Genomic DNA, 15,074 nt, shown 5'->3' on the forward strand with positions numbered 1-15,074 from the left:
TCAGCTTCTAATACCGATGAGGCGGAATCTCGTCGGGGGGGTTTTACTCCTTACATGAGCTTTAAATACCGAAGAGAAGATGTCCTTTACAATCACCGTACTTTTCACATGAATTTCTTTACGACTTTTATCCCATTACAAGAAAACAAACAAGATTTTTCCTCCATCACAGTTTCGATATGAACATCTCTTCCCCCCCACAAGGTAAAAATGTATGGTAACGTTTTTTCTAAATATTTCACATCAAGTTCTACTCCTTCATAATGATGACAAATATATAACTCACCATTTCGAAGATAATCGCCATTATCTACTGTTAAATATGGAAATCCACCATTTAAACGGTTTAAGATTAATTGATCTCGTACTTCTTCCCATTTTTTATCCACGATTTTATATTGATGCCCTTGTTTTTGAAAGAGGTATAAATCTTCCCGAGCTACTAACTCTTTCGTTAAATAATTACGCATAAAGGAAATATCTGATTCAATTTCTCTTACTTCAAATATCTTTTCTCGACCAGTTCCTTCTTTTACCCCCCCAAATTGGTTCATCTCTTCTGATGGATGATTGTATCGTTCTTCAATATCTTCAAACATTTTCACTCCAAGATAATAAGGATTAACTTGCGTTTTAGAAGGTTGGACCACACTGGCATTTAATGAAGCAAATTCGATTGTCTCATCACTTGTTAATTCTAATTCTCTTAAAATTCGCTGATGCCAAAAAGTAGCCCAGCCTTCATTCATGATTTTTGTTTCTAATTGCGGCCAAAAATATAACATTTCCTCGCGCATCATTGTTAAAATATCACGTTGCCAATCTTCTAATTCCCGGCTATGTTCTTCTATAAATAATAAAATATCTTTTTCAGGATGGGGGGGCGGAAAAGATCTCTTTCTTTTGGAAGGGACAGTCTGTTGATTTTTATTTGCATCGTCTAAATCCCATAGATCGTCATATGCTGTTCTTTTCTTTTGAGCTGGTTCCTCTTCGTCGTCTTTTTGCCAATCTAATTGTGCTTTTAATAAAGTTGGATCAATGTGTTCCTGAATTGCCAATACGGCATCCAGGAATTTTTCTACTTCTTTTATTCCATATTTTTTTTCATATATTGCTACTCGTTCTGCTGTCGCAGACATACTTTCTACCATATCTCGCTTGGTGTTTTGAAATCTTACATTATTTTTAAAAAAATCGCAATGTGCCAACACATGAGCGACAATTAATTTATTCTGAATAAGACTATTTGAATGTAATAAAAAAGCGTAACAAGGATTAGAGTTGATAACTAATTCATAAATTTTGCTTAATCCTAGATCATATTGTAATTTCATTCGATGGAATTGTTTGCCAAAACTCCAATGAGAAAAACGAGTTGGCATTCCATACGCTCCAAATGTATAAAGTATTTCCGGCGGGCAAATTTCGTAGCGCATTGGATAAAAATCTAATCCGAATCCTTCGGCTATTTCAGTAATTTCTTGTATCGATCTTTCTAATTTTGCTTTTTCATCTGTTTTCAACACATAACACCTCCACTATAGTATATGTGTGGTACAGTGAAATAGGACACCCATTCTTGTGGATGTCCTGTTCAAATCTATTTATTATTGGTCATATCTACCAAATCATCTATAGCTGTAGATATTTGGCCAAATGTTTGATTCACCTCATCAAGCTTGTGGAAAAATTGTTCAATCTCTGATTCAATCGTATTATTGTGTCCTTTTGCTTGCTTCATTTTTTCGACTAACTCTTCAAAAAATTGATGAATTTCTTTCATGTTTTGCGCACTTCCGGTAACAGACTGTTGTACATCATCTACATATCCTGTTACTTTTCCTACTTGTGTATTGGTTTTTTCAATCAATCCTGTTACATTACTCACAGACTTTTTGGTTTGTTCAGCTAATTTTCGTACTTCATCAGCAACAACTGCAAAACCTTTACCTTCTTCCCCCGCTCTTGCCGCTTCAATTGCCGCATTTAATGCTAAAAGATTCGTTTGCTCCGCAATATCTGTAACCATACTAACAATCGATTCGATTTGCTTGGATATATCTGCTAAACTACTACTCTCTTGTTTTATCCCTCGCATTTTCTCTTCCATTTGCTCCATTTGTTTTTCATGTTCTTGTAAGTCTCTTCGACGATTTTGAGAGGACCTTTCAACATTTTCAGAAGTTTCTGTTCCCTGCTGAGCAGAACTGAGAATATCTTCTAATTGATGGACAAGTGACTGCGCTGATCCAGCAGATTCTTGAAAAATAGCCGCTAAATCTTCAGAGGTATCTTTTATCTTTTGATGCAATTCTGCTTTTTCTTGTTCTTGTTTATCATGTGCTTGTTGAACTTCACTTTGGTACGCATCCAAAACCAGTTGTTGTTCAACATTCAAGATTTTCGTTGTTGCCGAAACAGCTTTATAAAAATAAGATTTATCTGATATATTTTCATTTAAGACCTTTAATAGAGAATTCATCAGATCTTGAAAGGCACACATATACCACTTCGGCTCCAATCCAATCTTAAAATGGATATAGGCAATTTTCTTTCTCTTTTCGTAGTATTGTTGATCAATTGTCCCATTAAACATTTCCTGGATATGAATTATTAGCGTTTTCTTAAGCCTTTCGACTGAACTATTTTCTTCAATAATTTCTTTTAATGATGATTCAAACTCTAGATTTTTATAAAATTGTTTTACAATTTCTTCGATATTTTCCACTACCCATGGTTTGATTTGCTTAAGTACTATTAAATCTTCTTTAGTTAAATAGACCATTTGTAATTGTTTCCCGAAGGAAGAATCTTCATCGACGTTCATGGTTACTTCCACATCTTGTTCGACAAGATTTACATGACTCTTTTTACTTTTGTTAAATAAATTCCGCAAAAATATTACTCCTTTATAATAAATTATTTTTTCTTTAAGACTATTTTACCACATTAAAAGTACTTATTGTCATAAAAGTAAACCTAACTTTATATCGTACTAAAGTTAGGTTTATTTAATCTTTTACGCTAATTGTTCAATTTTTTTCTTGCACTTACACTCGGTTAGTGTGTAGCCAATCACGTGAAAGCCTTTATGTGTCAAAAAACGAATCGCTATATTTTTCTCTAAATGATTGGATGCAATCACATATACTTTCTGTGATGGAATCTCGGAATAATACCTTCTCAGGTATGGAACCGGCAGGACCATCGCGCCTTCTATGTGATCCTTAGCAGCTTGTTGATAATCACGAATATCTAGTGTTACTTTGTCACGATTACACATTTTATTAAGTTCAAGACAAGGTATTCCTTTAATTGGAATATATCTAGTATATATTAAATGAGCAGTTATGGCTACTATAATTACAATTACTAAACTCCATATGATGGACATGCTTATTATTCCTCCATTATTAATAATGAATGGTTCAGATACATTTTATACCCTTGCAGGTATACTGTCAAGCTGCTATTTTTTTGATCTTCTTTTATTTTCTTCCAAAAATATACAAGTGTTTTCATTCCTTTTTCGAAATGTGCTACAGGAAAACTTTCATTCGGAGAATGGAGTCGGTCATCTGATGTGCCAAAACCTAATAATACTACAGGAATACCATAGCTGGCATCAATCCATTCAACCACTGGAATCGATCCACCCATTCTGACATATACTGCTTCCTTTCCAAAGGTTTCAGTTAAGCTTTCTGCAGCTTTTTTGATAAGGGTATGATTTGGATCCACTTTATATGCTTTTGCTGATAAGGCTTCACGTTTAATCATCAGTTCAACACCTTTTGGTACGTGTTTCTCTAGATGTTTTACTAATAAGTCTTGGATCTGTTCTGGGTCCTGGCCCGGAACTAATCGACATGTCAATTTGGCAGTAGCGGTTGACGGAATAATGGTTTTAGTACCTTCTCCCTGATATCCACTATATAACCCATTTATTTCAAGAGTCGGTCTTGCCATCGTATGTTCCTTAGCGGTGTAGCCTTTTTCCGAAACGGTTTCTGGAGCACCGGTAGATACTGAATAATCTTCACTTGGTGCATTCTTAATTAATTCTCGTTCATCGTAAGTTAAAGGTTCCACATGATCATAAAAGCCTTCCACTTGAATTACTTCTTCTTTGTCTTTCATTGTCATTAGTAAATCTGCCATTGCCATTGCCGGATTTTTTATCGCTCCACCATAGAGACCTGAATGTAAATCATTATCTGGACCTTTCAAAGTTATTTCTAATCCTGTAAATCCTTTAAGCCCATATAGGATAGTTGGTTGATCTTTAGCAACCATCCCTGAATCGGAAATAACAGCAAAATCTGCTGCAAATTTATCTTTTTGTTCGCGAAGAATGGTATGAAGATTGGCACTACCTATCTCTTCTTCCCCCTTCAATACAAACCTTTATATTGATTGGTAGTGAACCGACAGTCTTTAAATATGCTTTAAGTACGACAAGATGCATAAATACTTGGCCTTTGTCATCACTGGCACCTCGGGCATAAATTCGTCCGTCTCTAATATCTGCTTGAAATGGATCACTTTTCCATTGATCCATTGGGTCTGGAGGCTGGACATCATAGTGACCGTAAATTAATACAGTTGGTGCTTCCTCACCTGCATGCATCCATTCAGCATAGACGAGTGGATGACCTTTTGTTTCTTGCACTTCCACCATATCTAATCCTGCTTCAGATAAATAATTTGCCACAAAATCTGCTGCTTTTTTAACATCTTTTTTATGACGCGAATCGGTACTGACACTTGGTATATGTAAAAATTCTTTCAATTCTTCCATATGAAGCTCTTTATTCTTTTCCAGATACTCTATAACTTCTTGCATTACTATCACTTCCTTATCACATTATCTTTCCATAGTTTAACATGTAGTGATTATTTTTGTCTTAATCGAAACTCATGGACAGATTTAGGTCTTACACTTTCATTTTGTCCATAAGTTCAATTCTTATAGACAGTTTTTTTAATTATTGCTTATTTTTGTCCGTGAATTCAATTCTTATAGACAGTTTTATTTATTACTACTCGTTTTTGTCCGTAAGATCATTTCTTATAGACAGTTTTTTTTATTACTACTCATTTTTGTCCGTAACAATATGCAACTCTTTTATTTTAATAGTAAAGTGCCAGATTTCACAATTATAAAAAAGATACACCGTCATTATTAGTTAGCGGTGTATCTCATCTCGTGTTATTTATTATTCAGCAAAAACAATATGCCATTCGTCTCTTTTAGCCAACATATTTTTGGCAATGTCTTTTGCACCTTCTAAGCTATGATTGGCAGCCCAACCACACTGAACTTCATTACATGCAGGCACTTCCGTAGCTTCTAAAACATCATTGAGTGTTTTTTCTAAAGCATTAGTAATTTCCTCATAACTATCATTATTAATAATTGCAATATAAAAACCTGTTTGACATCCCATTGGGCTAACATCAAGTATATTATTTATATTATTTCTAATATTTTCAGCCATTAAATGTTCTATGGAGTGTAAACCGGCCATATCCATATGATCTTTATTTGGTTGACAAAAGCGAATATCGTATTTATAGACTTTATCACCATTATCACCTGTTGTAACTCCAACTAATCTTACGTATGGTGCTTTTACCTTTGTGTGATCTAAGTTAAAGCTTTCCACATTCATTGTTTCAGTCATTACATTCACTCCTTATCATTTTCTCGCAAAAAAATAATTTGCACTTCACCTTATCTAAAGATAGCTAAATACTGCCCTTCATATTGTAACATATTTCTTCTAAATTTCTCTATATAGAGACCTTCTATTTTATATCTTAAAATTAAAACAAAAAACCCGCTTCCCATAAAAGAAGCGGGTCTTTTGTTTATCTTAGTGATTCATTATCTTCATCAGGGAAGACTCTTTCAATCGTGTTTCCAAGTCGCCTGAAAAATCCTTGTACTGGTTCACCATTATCCATATCATTTGTATATTCATCCGCTAAATCAAAGAAATCCGGATTGGTCGATATATAGACATTATCAATATCTTTGTTAACGGATTTTACAGCTTTGGTAATTTTTTGTTTCGTTTCATCTGTTAATTCACTATTATTTTTATTCGAATTTTTATCTGTGCGTTTATCCCATGAAGCTGCTACATATGCATTATTATCAGTCGTTAGTACATATGCTCGATCAATTTCAGGAACTTCTGACTTGATTTTTTCTGCCGCTTTATCTGCTACCTCATAATTTGAACCTTCTCGGCTGGAATTCTTCATATTATTCGCATCACGATTTGTTTTACCATCAAACATAAATTGATTATTTTCATTCATGCGGGTATCACCTTTATTGTCGCGGTACTGATTTGTCGATGGTGCTTGATTTCCATTATTAGCCCGATCTGTCATTGGTTCATTCGATGTTTGATTATAACCAATCGGTTGTGTGTTATTTCCATTGAATTCACTATCCTGCTGTCCATATTCATTTCCACCACAGGCTACAAGTGTTAACGAAGTAGCAAATGTTAAGGCCAAAGCTGGTTTCGATAATTTCATCTGTTTCCCTCCTTTTTTTAGGATCACGATTAGTATGGATGGAAACAGAAGTTGTTATCCAAAATAATATTTGGTAAGAAGACCAGCAGATACTCCGTTTTATTTATTTCAAAATGTAGACAATAACAGTAATTCCCCCCCAACTAATAACATAATGAAATAAACAATTTAACGTAAGGGGGATTTAATTGAACAATATTGATTATGATAAAGCATTGTACTATACACTTTGGGGACAATGGGATGATTTACTTGTTCTAATGGTTCGAACAAAGGATGATTTACTTTCCAAAAAAATCGAGCAATTCTTACATGCCTATCATTACCCCATATCAAATGAATATTTGACAAATAAGCATGATCAGCTTATGTATTATATTGATCACGCTCTTCTAAGTGAATTTGATGGTTAATTAAACAAAATGCTTGGATATATATCTAAGCATTTTGTTTTATATCCTATTATAAAAGACGATTACTTATAGCACAGATAAAATTCACTTGTTACAGGATCTGTTTCAAACTCTCAGAGAACCGCGAAAACCTCTGGCACCATAATAGGAATCTGCACCATTATGATAGACAAAAACTGTCTCGTAGCGTCGATCACAAAACAGCGCTCCACCAAGTTTTCTAATGTTAGCAGGTGTCTGCACCCAGCTCGACGTTTCATATCGAAATTATCAAGCTCTTGCAACTCGCGGTATTGTTCCTCTGTTAGCATTTCAATACCTATAGCATTAGCCATATCCATAGCGTTATTCTCTGGTTTATGTTTTTTTCTAGACTCTAATGCTTCACGGTCGTAGCAAACACTTCTGCGACCTTTAGGGCTTTCCTTTGAACAATCAAAAAAAATGTATTCACCAGTCATATTATCATGACTCACAACATCTGGTTCACCGCCTGTTATTTCCATTTCATTAAGCGACCATAATTTTTCTGAATGCTCATCTAGATTAGCTTGCACATTAATCCATAGCAAATCTTTGTGTCGGTTCATGTTTTCTTCAAAACGGGCTTTCAAAGTGCTTAGAAGTTCTTCACGCTGTTCTGGTGACAGCTCCTTCGCTTTTTGCACCACTTTAATTCCCCCCCTATTTTACTTATTATTTGTTAAAGTTAAATAATCTAGCTGTTTCCTTGATAATGAATTTCAAACAAATCTCTTCTTCGATCGCGCAATTGTCTCACCGTTCCAGATTTACGTTGTCTTCTTAAAATTTCTAAATCAACATCTCCAACCACTACGGTTTCAATATTTGGATTACATTCACCAACTATTCCATCACGGGCAAATTCGAAATCAGACGGGGTAAAGATGCCTGATTGTGCATATTGAATGTCCATATTTTCTACCTGCGTTAAATTGCCGACAGTTCCTGCTATAACTGTATACACCTGATTTTCAACAGCACGTGCCTGAGCACAATAGCGCACACGCAAATATCCCTGTCGATCATCGGTACAGAATGGAACAAAAATAATATTTGCACCTTGGTCCACTGCATATCTCGTTAATTCTGGGAACTGAATATCATAACAAATTTGAATGGCGATTTTCCCGCAATCTGTATTAAAAATACCTACCTGATTTCCAGGCTGGATACCCCCCCACCATTTCCGTTCGTTCGGCGTTACATGAATTTTATACTGCTTTTCAATTGTTCCATCCCGTCTAAATAGATAGGCGATATTATAAACGTGCTCATCTTCTTCAACGAAATGGGAGCCGCCAACGATATTGACATTATACTTCACTGCCAAATCGGTAAATAAAGCAATGTAATCCTCTGTATATTCCGCTAATTTTCTAATTGCCTTTGAAGGTACCTTTTCGTCCAGGAAAGACATTAATTGTGTTGTGAAAATTTCTGGAAAGACGGCAAAGTCAGAATCAAAATCATAGGCAACATCGACATAATATTCTACCTGCTTTGCAAATTCCTCAAATGATTCGATCCGCTTCATCATATATTGAATTACCGTAATCCGGACAGGAAAGGCCGTTTTAAAATGACGTTTGGTTTGTGGAAGATATTCGATGTTATTCCATTCCATTAAGGTGGCATACTGAGCGGAGGCCTTATCGTCTGGTAAATACTTTGGATTTATTCGCATCACTGAAAAACCATTCATAATTTGAAAAGTCAAAACTGGATCATAAATATTTTTATTCGTAACTTCTTCAACATATTGCTTTGGTGTTAATTCATATTGATGTTTATGATAATTAGGAATTCTTCCACCAATAATAATACTTTTTAAATTCATTCGTCTCGCTAAATCTTTTCTTGCTTCATATAGTCGTTTGCCAATTTTCATACCCTGGAATTCAGGATCAACCATTACTTCAATTCCGTATAGATTATAACCATCGGGATTATGATTGGTAATATAACCTTCATCCGTAATATCATCCCATGTATGCTTATCATCATATTCATCAAAGTTGAGCACAAGACTGGAACAGCTGCCAATTATTTGACCATCATATTCTACACAAAACTGTCCTTCCGGAAAAATATCCAAGTGGCTTTCCAAATGTTCTTGCTTCCATGGCTGCATATTAGGAAAACATACATTTTGCAACTTAAAGATTTGCTCAAAATCAGCATGAGTAATATTGCGTACTACGATTTTCTTTTCAAAATTAGATAAATCGATTTTCGACATGTTGTTCCCCTCCTACTGTTAGATCTACCTCAAATTATAGCTTAATATGAGCAACATACCTAAGATTTGAGACTAAAAACCTGCTATTTATTTTAGTAGCAGGTTTTCAATGCTCCATTATTTAATCTCGAGGATGATCTTTATTCTTATTTCTTTTCTCTTTATTAGCATGTTTCTGAGACTGTGATTTTTCATTCACTTTTTGATGATCTTTGTCATGGTTTTGTTTTTGGGCTTTTTTCTTTATTATGCTGTACTTTTTGGTCCTGTTTTTTATACTTTACCTGCTCTTTTATGTTCTGATCATGATTAGTATCATCTATTCGATTTACCTGATTGGGGGATTACCAGTGCATTTTCCTGTGTTCTCGTTACATTTTTTCCCTCATTATTAGCTGATTCCTTTTGCTCCATCTGGTTTATCGAAGTCTCTTCTTCCTCATTTTTATTATAATAATTTTGGATAAGTTCTATTTCTTCTTCATCTAATGAGGAAGTGGACTTCTTTTTTTCAGATGAAAGCTGTTTCGTTACTTCCGCTTTTTTGGAATGATCTATTGATTCCGCTGTTAACCGATTCATGGAAATTTGATCCTTTTCAGCCTGTATTCTTAATTCTTCTGGCACTTCATAAATGGCGACCGGATACCCTTTTTGTTGATAGTGTTGATTCAATTTTGCTTCAAATAGATCTTCTTCATGATGATCGTAAAAATAACTTACTGCAAATAAAACCGGTCGATCTCTGGCAGTCCCAAATTCCATCCGTGTACGTTCAATAATCTCATCGGTAAATGAGGTTATCGTTTGATTCTTTAGCTCAATGTTTTTTAATAGTGTTTCCGCGTCTTCATTAATTGCCTTCACATCTAATACCCGATAGTTGTCATCGATCATAATATTTAAGCTTGGATTTATATCAATATTAATAACAGCGTATGCTTCCTCCTCCGTTAACCAAATATATATCGGACTTATAAACAGCAGACAGATTACTACCATTGATGCTATCTTCCACTTTACATCTCTAATAACAGATAAATTGGAACCTTTAACCCTTCCTTTAGGTTGATATAAGGCTTCCATTCCGACTTGTTTTTCCTTAATTGGCCTTACTTTGTGGAAGACACCATTTTTATCCATCACAATGGAATAGCGCTTTTTATGTTCCACAATCATTCCTTTTTTCACAGATCTACCCCCCCCTCGAGGTATTCTTTTATGTATTGATATTCTCCAGTAAGAATGATAAATACGGTTAAAATATATTTACGGTTTCTTTCTAATGTCTTTTTACTAACTGGAACTACCTTTAACAGTTTTTTAATTGGCACTCGTTTTTTGATGCTTACGTACTCACTTAAAATCGGATCTTTAACTAGTTGTTTAGCGGCAAAAACAGCTGATTCTCTTGCATCACGATGTTTCGGCGAGATTTCAGTTAACTCCTGAAAAGATATCTTATATGCTTTTAAATGCTTTGCCAGTTCAATTATTTCCTGTTTTCGATACCATGATTCTTCATTCAGCTGAAATATTTTTTTAGCTTCCGTAATTTCCATTGGACTATCTTCCAGCTCTTCTTCTTCACTTACATTGAGAGAAGGATAAATGTATTGACGTTGCTCTTTACGAATATGGTCAATCACTTTTCTTTTGATAATAACCTTTGCAAAAGCAAGGAAGGATGAACCTTTTTCTTTTGAGTACAAATCTATCGCATCATTAAATGCAATCATGCCAACACTAAATTCATCATTATTCTTTTTAATATATCTTTTACATACTTCAGATACACATTTTGCTATAAAGGCTGATATGCCTTAATTATCTCATTTCTTAAACGTTCATCACCTCGCTGAATATATTCTATTTGATCTTCTAATATATCTTGTTTATCGATTAACTGGCTTTCTAACATATCCAGCACCACCAGTCCATTATAATTTTCGTTATATCTAACTATTTTTTGTCTGTATCATACTTTTTTTATAATTCACAAGTTTATTTTTTAGTCACTTTATACAGAATATAAAAGATTACTATTTGTATCTACCATCATTTGATTACAAATCATTAAATTTTATTTTCAAAAAATAGTTATATATGCTCAATCTGATTATTTTGACTCAGAATACCTTAGAATTCAAAAGTATTAAGCTCCCTATTTATACCTATTCCAAAAAAATAAACCTTTTTAAAAGGTTTATTGATTATCAGTATAATATTCAATTGGGACTGCTAACCCTATTCTTCCATGTCGTTCATTATTTTGAGTGGCAAAAACAACAGCAATAACTTTACCATTCTGATCAATTACCGGACTTCCACTATTACCTCGGTATACTGGGGGCGTCTAACATATAGACAGGTTGATCCCAGCTTGTTAACTGAGTCATTCCAATCAAATCCCCCCCTTTATTGGCAATGCCATTAAAGCGTAATGGGTTACCAATACAATAAACATCCTCTATTGGTGGCGTGGCACTCTTATTTGCTAGCGATAAATAAGGCAGATTATCTGCCTCTACTTGTAATAATGCTAAATCGATTTCCGGATAAACATCTACTACTTCCCCGTTAAATAAACCTTCTTCTTTAAAGGCTACGGTAATTTTAAGCTGATCTTCAATCACATGATAATTGGTTAGGATATAACCATTCTCTGAGATGGAAAATCCTGTTCCTTTATTATTTTCTCCCTCAATTACCACGACTGCCTTGCGATAATCCTGGACGGTTTGATCTTGCATTAATTGAGCAGATGTTTTGATAAACTCGAAAGCAGGTATCGAAAAAGTCTGAGGAAGCACTGCAATAACCTGGATAAACATGGCGATGGCAATCGACCAAATCGCCCATTTAAGAAAAGGTCGCTTCTTACTTTCCTCTGTTTCTTTTTGTTCCTTTTCCTTTAACTTCTGTCTTTCTTCCTGTACAAGTTCATACATTTCTTCCGGATCTATTTCTTCATAAAGGTCTTCATCAATGATATCCCAATCTTTTTTATCTGAATCTTTCATGTGTCACCTCACGATACTCAAGGTATTTCATCTCTATTATAACATGTTCAAAAGGTGTATTTATTGAAGGTTGCCCGAAGTTATTTTATATTAGTTAATAAGAAATAAAAAAAAGGGAGTGGCAAACATGTTACTAGATGAAATTCTAGAGTATAATAAGCAATTTGTCGAGGATGAGAGCTATCAAAAATATGAGACAGATAAATTTCCTAATAAACGCGCAGTGATCTTTACGTGCATGGATACACGTCTCGTGGAGTTATTACCGAAGGCGTTAAATATATCGAATGGTGATGTCAAAATGGTTAAGAATGCTGGTGCCATATTGAATGATCCATATGACAGTACAATGAAGAGTATATTAGTTGCAATTCATGCTTTACAGGCAGAGGAAGTATTTGTAATTGCTCATCACGGATGTGGCATGAATGGCTTTAACACAGACGATTTCGTGGATTTAATGAAAGAACATGGGATTGAACAGACTGAAATTAATAGTTTAGATAAGGACCCTAAAGAATGGTTAACAGGGTTTGATGATGTGAAAGCTAATGTTGAGCAATCCGTTCGCATAATAGATAATCACCCATTATTGCCTGAAGATATTCCCGTTCACGGATTAATAATAGATCCGGCAACAGGAAAATTAGACCTTGTCAAAAAAGGATATTAATATGACGGAACAAAGACGAACATTAAAATAAACAGTTACTTCGCAGCTTAGTTATTAAGATATACCTATTATGTCTATAAAAACCAGTCCCATTCATTTTGGAATGGGACTGGTTTTTTGTTTTATACGCCGTAATCGAATTCGTCAGGATGTGGACCGATTCGCTTGTTTTCATCCATGCTTTCCATTTTTTTCATATCTTCTGTAGACAATTCAAAATCAAAGATGTCGACATTTTCTTGTTGACGTTCTTTATGAACAGATTTTGGTATCGTGATAATACCGCTCTGATATTGCCAACGGACAATGATCTGGGATGGCTGTTTATTATGTTTTGCAGCAAGCTCTTGCAATACCGGATGGTCAAAATATTGAGCCTTGCCCAATGGAGCCCAAGCCTCCACTTTAATATCATGCTTTTCACAAAAATCTCTTACTTCTCTTTGTTGTAATTGAGGATGTAATTCCACTTGATTTACAACAGGTTTCACTTTCGCATCTTTTAATAGCTCTTCCATATGATGAGGTTCAAAATTACTAATACCAATTGCCTTTGTTTTACCTTCGTTATATAAGTCTTCCAGAGCCTTATATGTTTCTTTAAATTTACCTGGCACAGGCCAATGCACAAGATATAAATCAACATAATCCATTTGCAGACGTTCTAAACTCCGCTTAAAAGCTGCTTTTGTTTCATCATAACCCTGTTCATCGTTCCACACTTTTGTTGTCACAAAAATTTCTTCACGTGGTACATCGCTATCTTTAATTGCTTGTCCCACACCTTCTTCATTAGCGTATAAGGATGCTGTATCAATATGACGATAACCCAGTGCCAGAGCAGATTTCACGGCTTGATATACTTCATCACCCGCTTCTGCTTTGTAAACACCAAGCCCAATTTGTGGGATTTCTGTACCATTGTTTAATTTTAATACCGAGGTTAAGCTCATTTTTAGAAACGCCTCCTTCATTTGTTATCACTTACATTCCCTATTTTAGTAGATTAAAACTAATATAAAAAGTAAACTGCTCACTGTTTTGTTGCCTGTTGCTTAATAATCTCCATTACTTTTTCTTTTGCTTCACTTGATCGATACTGATTCATTTTATCTTTTATTTGTAATTTATCTTTTTTTAATTGTTGCAGTGCCTTTCTCAATGTTTCTGTTGTTAATTGCTCTTCTTCGAGCACTTTAGCATATCCTTGTTTTTTGAATGAATCAGCGTTGACAATTTGATCCCCGCGACTTGCATTCCGCGATAATGGAATGAGTAACATTGGCTTATTTAATGCTAAAAATTCGAAAATAGAGTTCGCGCCAGCACGGGAACAAACGAGATCGGTTATCGCAAGTATATCCTTTAATTCCTCCTGGACATATTCATATTGGACATAGCCAGGCTGTGCATAGCTTTCATCTACATTATCTTTCCCACATATATGTATTACCTGAAATTCTTCTAATAATTGATCTAATCCTGCTCGAATAGCCTGATTAATCTTTTGTGAACCAGCACTTCCACCCATAATTAATAATACATTCTTTGTGGAATTCAGACCTGTTAGCTTAAATCCTTTTTCTCTTTGACCTGTATAAAGTTCCTCTCTGACCACAGCTCCGATCCATTCTGCTTTATCCTCAGGTAAATAATTTAGTGTTTCAGGGAATGTCGCCAATACTTTCTTTGCAAAAGGTATCGCCAGCTTATTGGCAAGACCTGGTGTGTAATCAGATTCATGAATAACAGCAGGTACCCCTTTTAATCGTGCAGCCACCAACACTGGAACTGAGACAAATCCACCTTTTGAAAAGATAACAGCCGGTTTCTTTTTGCCAATGATTCGGTGTGCCTGCCATGTACCTTTTACTACCTTAAATGGATCTTTAAAGTTTTCCTTGGAAAAGTAACGTCTTAGTTTTCCAGTGGAGATCGAATGATAGGTAACCCCTTTTAAAGGTTCGATCAGATCCTTCTCAATTCCATTCACAGAACCGATATAATCAACCGTCCAGCCTTCTTTCACAAACTCTGGGATAATAGCAAGGTTCACCATTACATGCCCTGCTGTTCCTCCCCCCCCGGTAAAAATAATTTGTTTGTCTTTCAAGTAAATCTTCCTTTCTTATTACATTATTTAT

Annotated in this window: 14 protein-coding genes and 2 pseudogenes; 2 read left to right on the forward strand and 14 right to left on the reverse strand. The window is 34.9% G+C overall.

Translation table 11 applies throughout. The features are described from left to right. Positions 1-104: 104 nt before the first annotated feature. The 6 genes and pseudogenes from JCM21714_RS09015 to JCM21714_RS09040 form a co-directional block, all read right to left on the reverse strand. Entirely contained in the window at positions 105-1,526 is a 1,422-nt protein-coding gene (locus tag JCM21714_RS09015; protein WP_035723593.1) for a SpoVR family protein, read from the reverse strand. Positions 1,527-1,603: 77 nt separating this feature from the next. Next, positions 1,604-2,899: a globin-coupled sensor protein gene (locus JCM21714_RS09020; RefSeq protein ID WP_035723596.1), complete on the reverse strand. Its 1,296-nt coding sequence runs from the start codon at positions 2,897-2,899 to the stop codon at positions 1,604-1,606. A 123-nt stretch (positions 2,900-3,022) separates the two neighbouring features. Then, entirely contained in the window at positions 3,023-3,397 is a 375-nt protein-coding gene (locus JCM21714_RS09025) for a rhodanese-like domain-containing protein (RefSeq protein ID WP_035723599.1), read from the reverse strand. Positions 3,398-3,492: 95 nt separating this feature from the next. Next, a pseudogene (locus tag JCM21714_RS09030) lies at positions 3,493-4,849 on the reverse strand (dipeptidase); the annotation flags it as partial. A 373-nt stretch (positions 4,850-5,222) separates the two neighbouring features. Continuing rightward, a complete protein-coding gene (locus JCM21714_RS09035) occupies positions 5,223-5,690 on the reverse strand; it encodes an S-ribosylhomocysteine lyase (protein ID WP_035723602.1) in 468 nt (155 codons plus the stop codon). 187 nt (positions 5,691-5,877) lie between these two features. Continuing rightward, positions 5,878-6,558 (reverse strand): YhcN/YlaJ family sporulation lipoprotein, encoded by a 681-nt coding sequence (locus tag JCM21714_RS09040; RefSeq protein ID WP_035723604.1) that lies wholly within the window; start codon positions 6,556-6,558, stop codon positions 5,878-5,880. A gap of 188 nt (positions 6,559-6,746) precedes the next feature. Here JCM21714_RS09040 and JCM21714_RS09045 point away from each other — a divergent pair, with 188 nt between their 5' ends. After that, the gene (locus JCM21714_RS09045; protein WP_035723608.1) at positions 6,747-6,971 is read left to right on the forward strand and encodes a YhdB family protein; all 225 of its coding nucleotides are present in this window, start codon (positions 6,747-6,749) and stop codon (positions 6,969-6,971) included. 105 nt (positions 6,972-7,076) lie between these two features. Here JCM21714_RS09045 and JCM21714_RS09050 read toward each other — a convergent pair. The 6 genes and pseudogenes from JCM21714_RS09050 to JCM21714_RS09070 all read right to left on the reverse strand — a co-directional run bounded on the left by JCM21714_RS09050 (position 7,077) and on the right by JCM21714_RS09070 (position 12,257). Then, positions 7,077-7,642, reverse strand: a pseudogene (locus JCM21714_RS09050) (DUF4256 domain-containing protein). A gap of 47 nt (positions 7,643-7,689) precedes the next feature. Continuing rightward, the gene (locus JCM21714_RS09055; RefSeq protein ID WP_035723611.1) at positions 7,690-9,234 is read right to left on the reverse strand and encodes a bifunctional GNAT family N-acetyltransferase/carbon-nitrogen hydrolase family protein; all 1,545 of its coding nucleotides are present in this window, start codon (positions 9,232-9,234) and stop codon (positions 7,690-7,692) included. A gap of 315 nt (positions 9,235-9,549) precedes the next feature. Then, positions 9,550-10,425 carry an anti-sigma-I factor RsgI family protein gene (locus tag JCM21714_RS09060; protein ID WP_035723614.1) on the reverse strand — a complete coding sequence of 292 codons (876 nt, stop codon included), beginning with the start codon at positions 10,423-10,425 and terminating at the stop codon, positions 9,550-9,552. Then, positions 10,422-11,054: an RNA polymerase sigma-I factor gene (gene sigI / locus JCM21714_RS09065; RefSeq protein ID WP_369403525.1), complete on the reverse strand. Its 633-nt coding sequence runs from the start codon at positions 11,052-11,054 to the stop codon at positions 10,422-10,424. The genes JCM21714_RS09060 and sigI overlap by 4 nt, the downstream gene beginning before the upstream one ends. A gap of 386 nt (positions 11,055-11,440) precedes the next feature. Next, a complete protein-coding gene (locus JCM21714_RS23955) occupies positions 11,441-11,551 on the reverse strand; it encodes a hypothetical protein (RefSeq protein WP_369403526.1) in 111 nt (36 codons plus the stop codon). Positions 11,552-11,567: 16 nt separating this feature from the next. After that, positions 11,568-12,257: a S1C family serine protease gene (locus JCM21714_RS09070; protein ID WP_369403516.1), complete on the reverse strand. Its 690-nt coding sequence runs from the start codon at positions 12,255-12,257 to the stop codon at positions 11,568-11,570. 127 nt (positions 12,258-12,384) lie between these two features. Between JCM21714_RS09070 and JCM21714_RS09075 the strand changes: the two genes are divergently transcribed. Continuing rightward, a complete protein-coding gene (locus JCM21714_RS09075) occupies positions 12,385-12,930 on the forward strand; it encodes a beta-class carbonic anhydrase (protein WP_035723617.1) in 546 nt (181 codons plus the stop codon). A 122-nt stretch (positions 12,931-13,052) separates the two neighbouring features. Here JCM21714_RS09075 and JCM21714_RS09080 read toward each other — a convergent pair whose 3' ends face one another. After that, entirely contained in the window at positions 13,053-13,883 is an 831-nt protein-coding gene (locus JCM21714_RS09080) for an aldo/keto reductase (RefSeq protein WP_035723620.1), read from the reverse strand. Positions 13,884-13,963: 80 nt separating this feature from the next. Further along, entirely contained in the window at positions 13,964-15,043 is a 1,080-nt protein-coding gene (gene murG / locus JCM21714_RS09085; RefSeq protein WP_035723623.1) for an undecaprenyldiphospho-muramoylpentapeptide beta-N-acetylglucosaminyltransferase, read from the reverse strand. Positions 15,044-15,074: the final 31 nt, after the last annotated feature.

Origin of the sequence: Gracilibacillus boraciitolerans JCM 21714 (genome assembly GCF_000521485.1) — a bacterium.
Taxonomy (GTDB): Bacteria; Bacillota; Bacilli; order Bacillales; family Amphibacillaceae; genus Gracilibacillus; species Gracilibacillus boraciitolerans.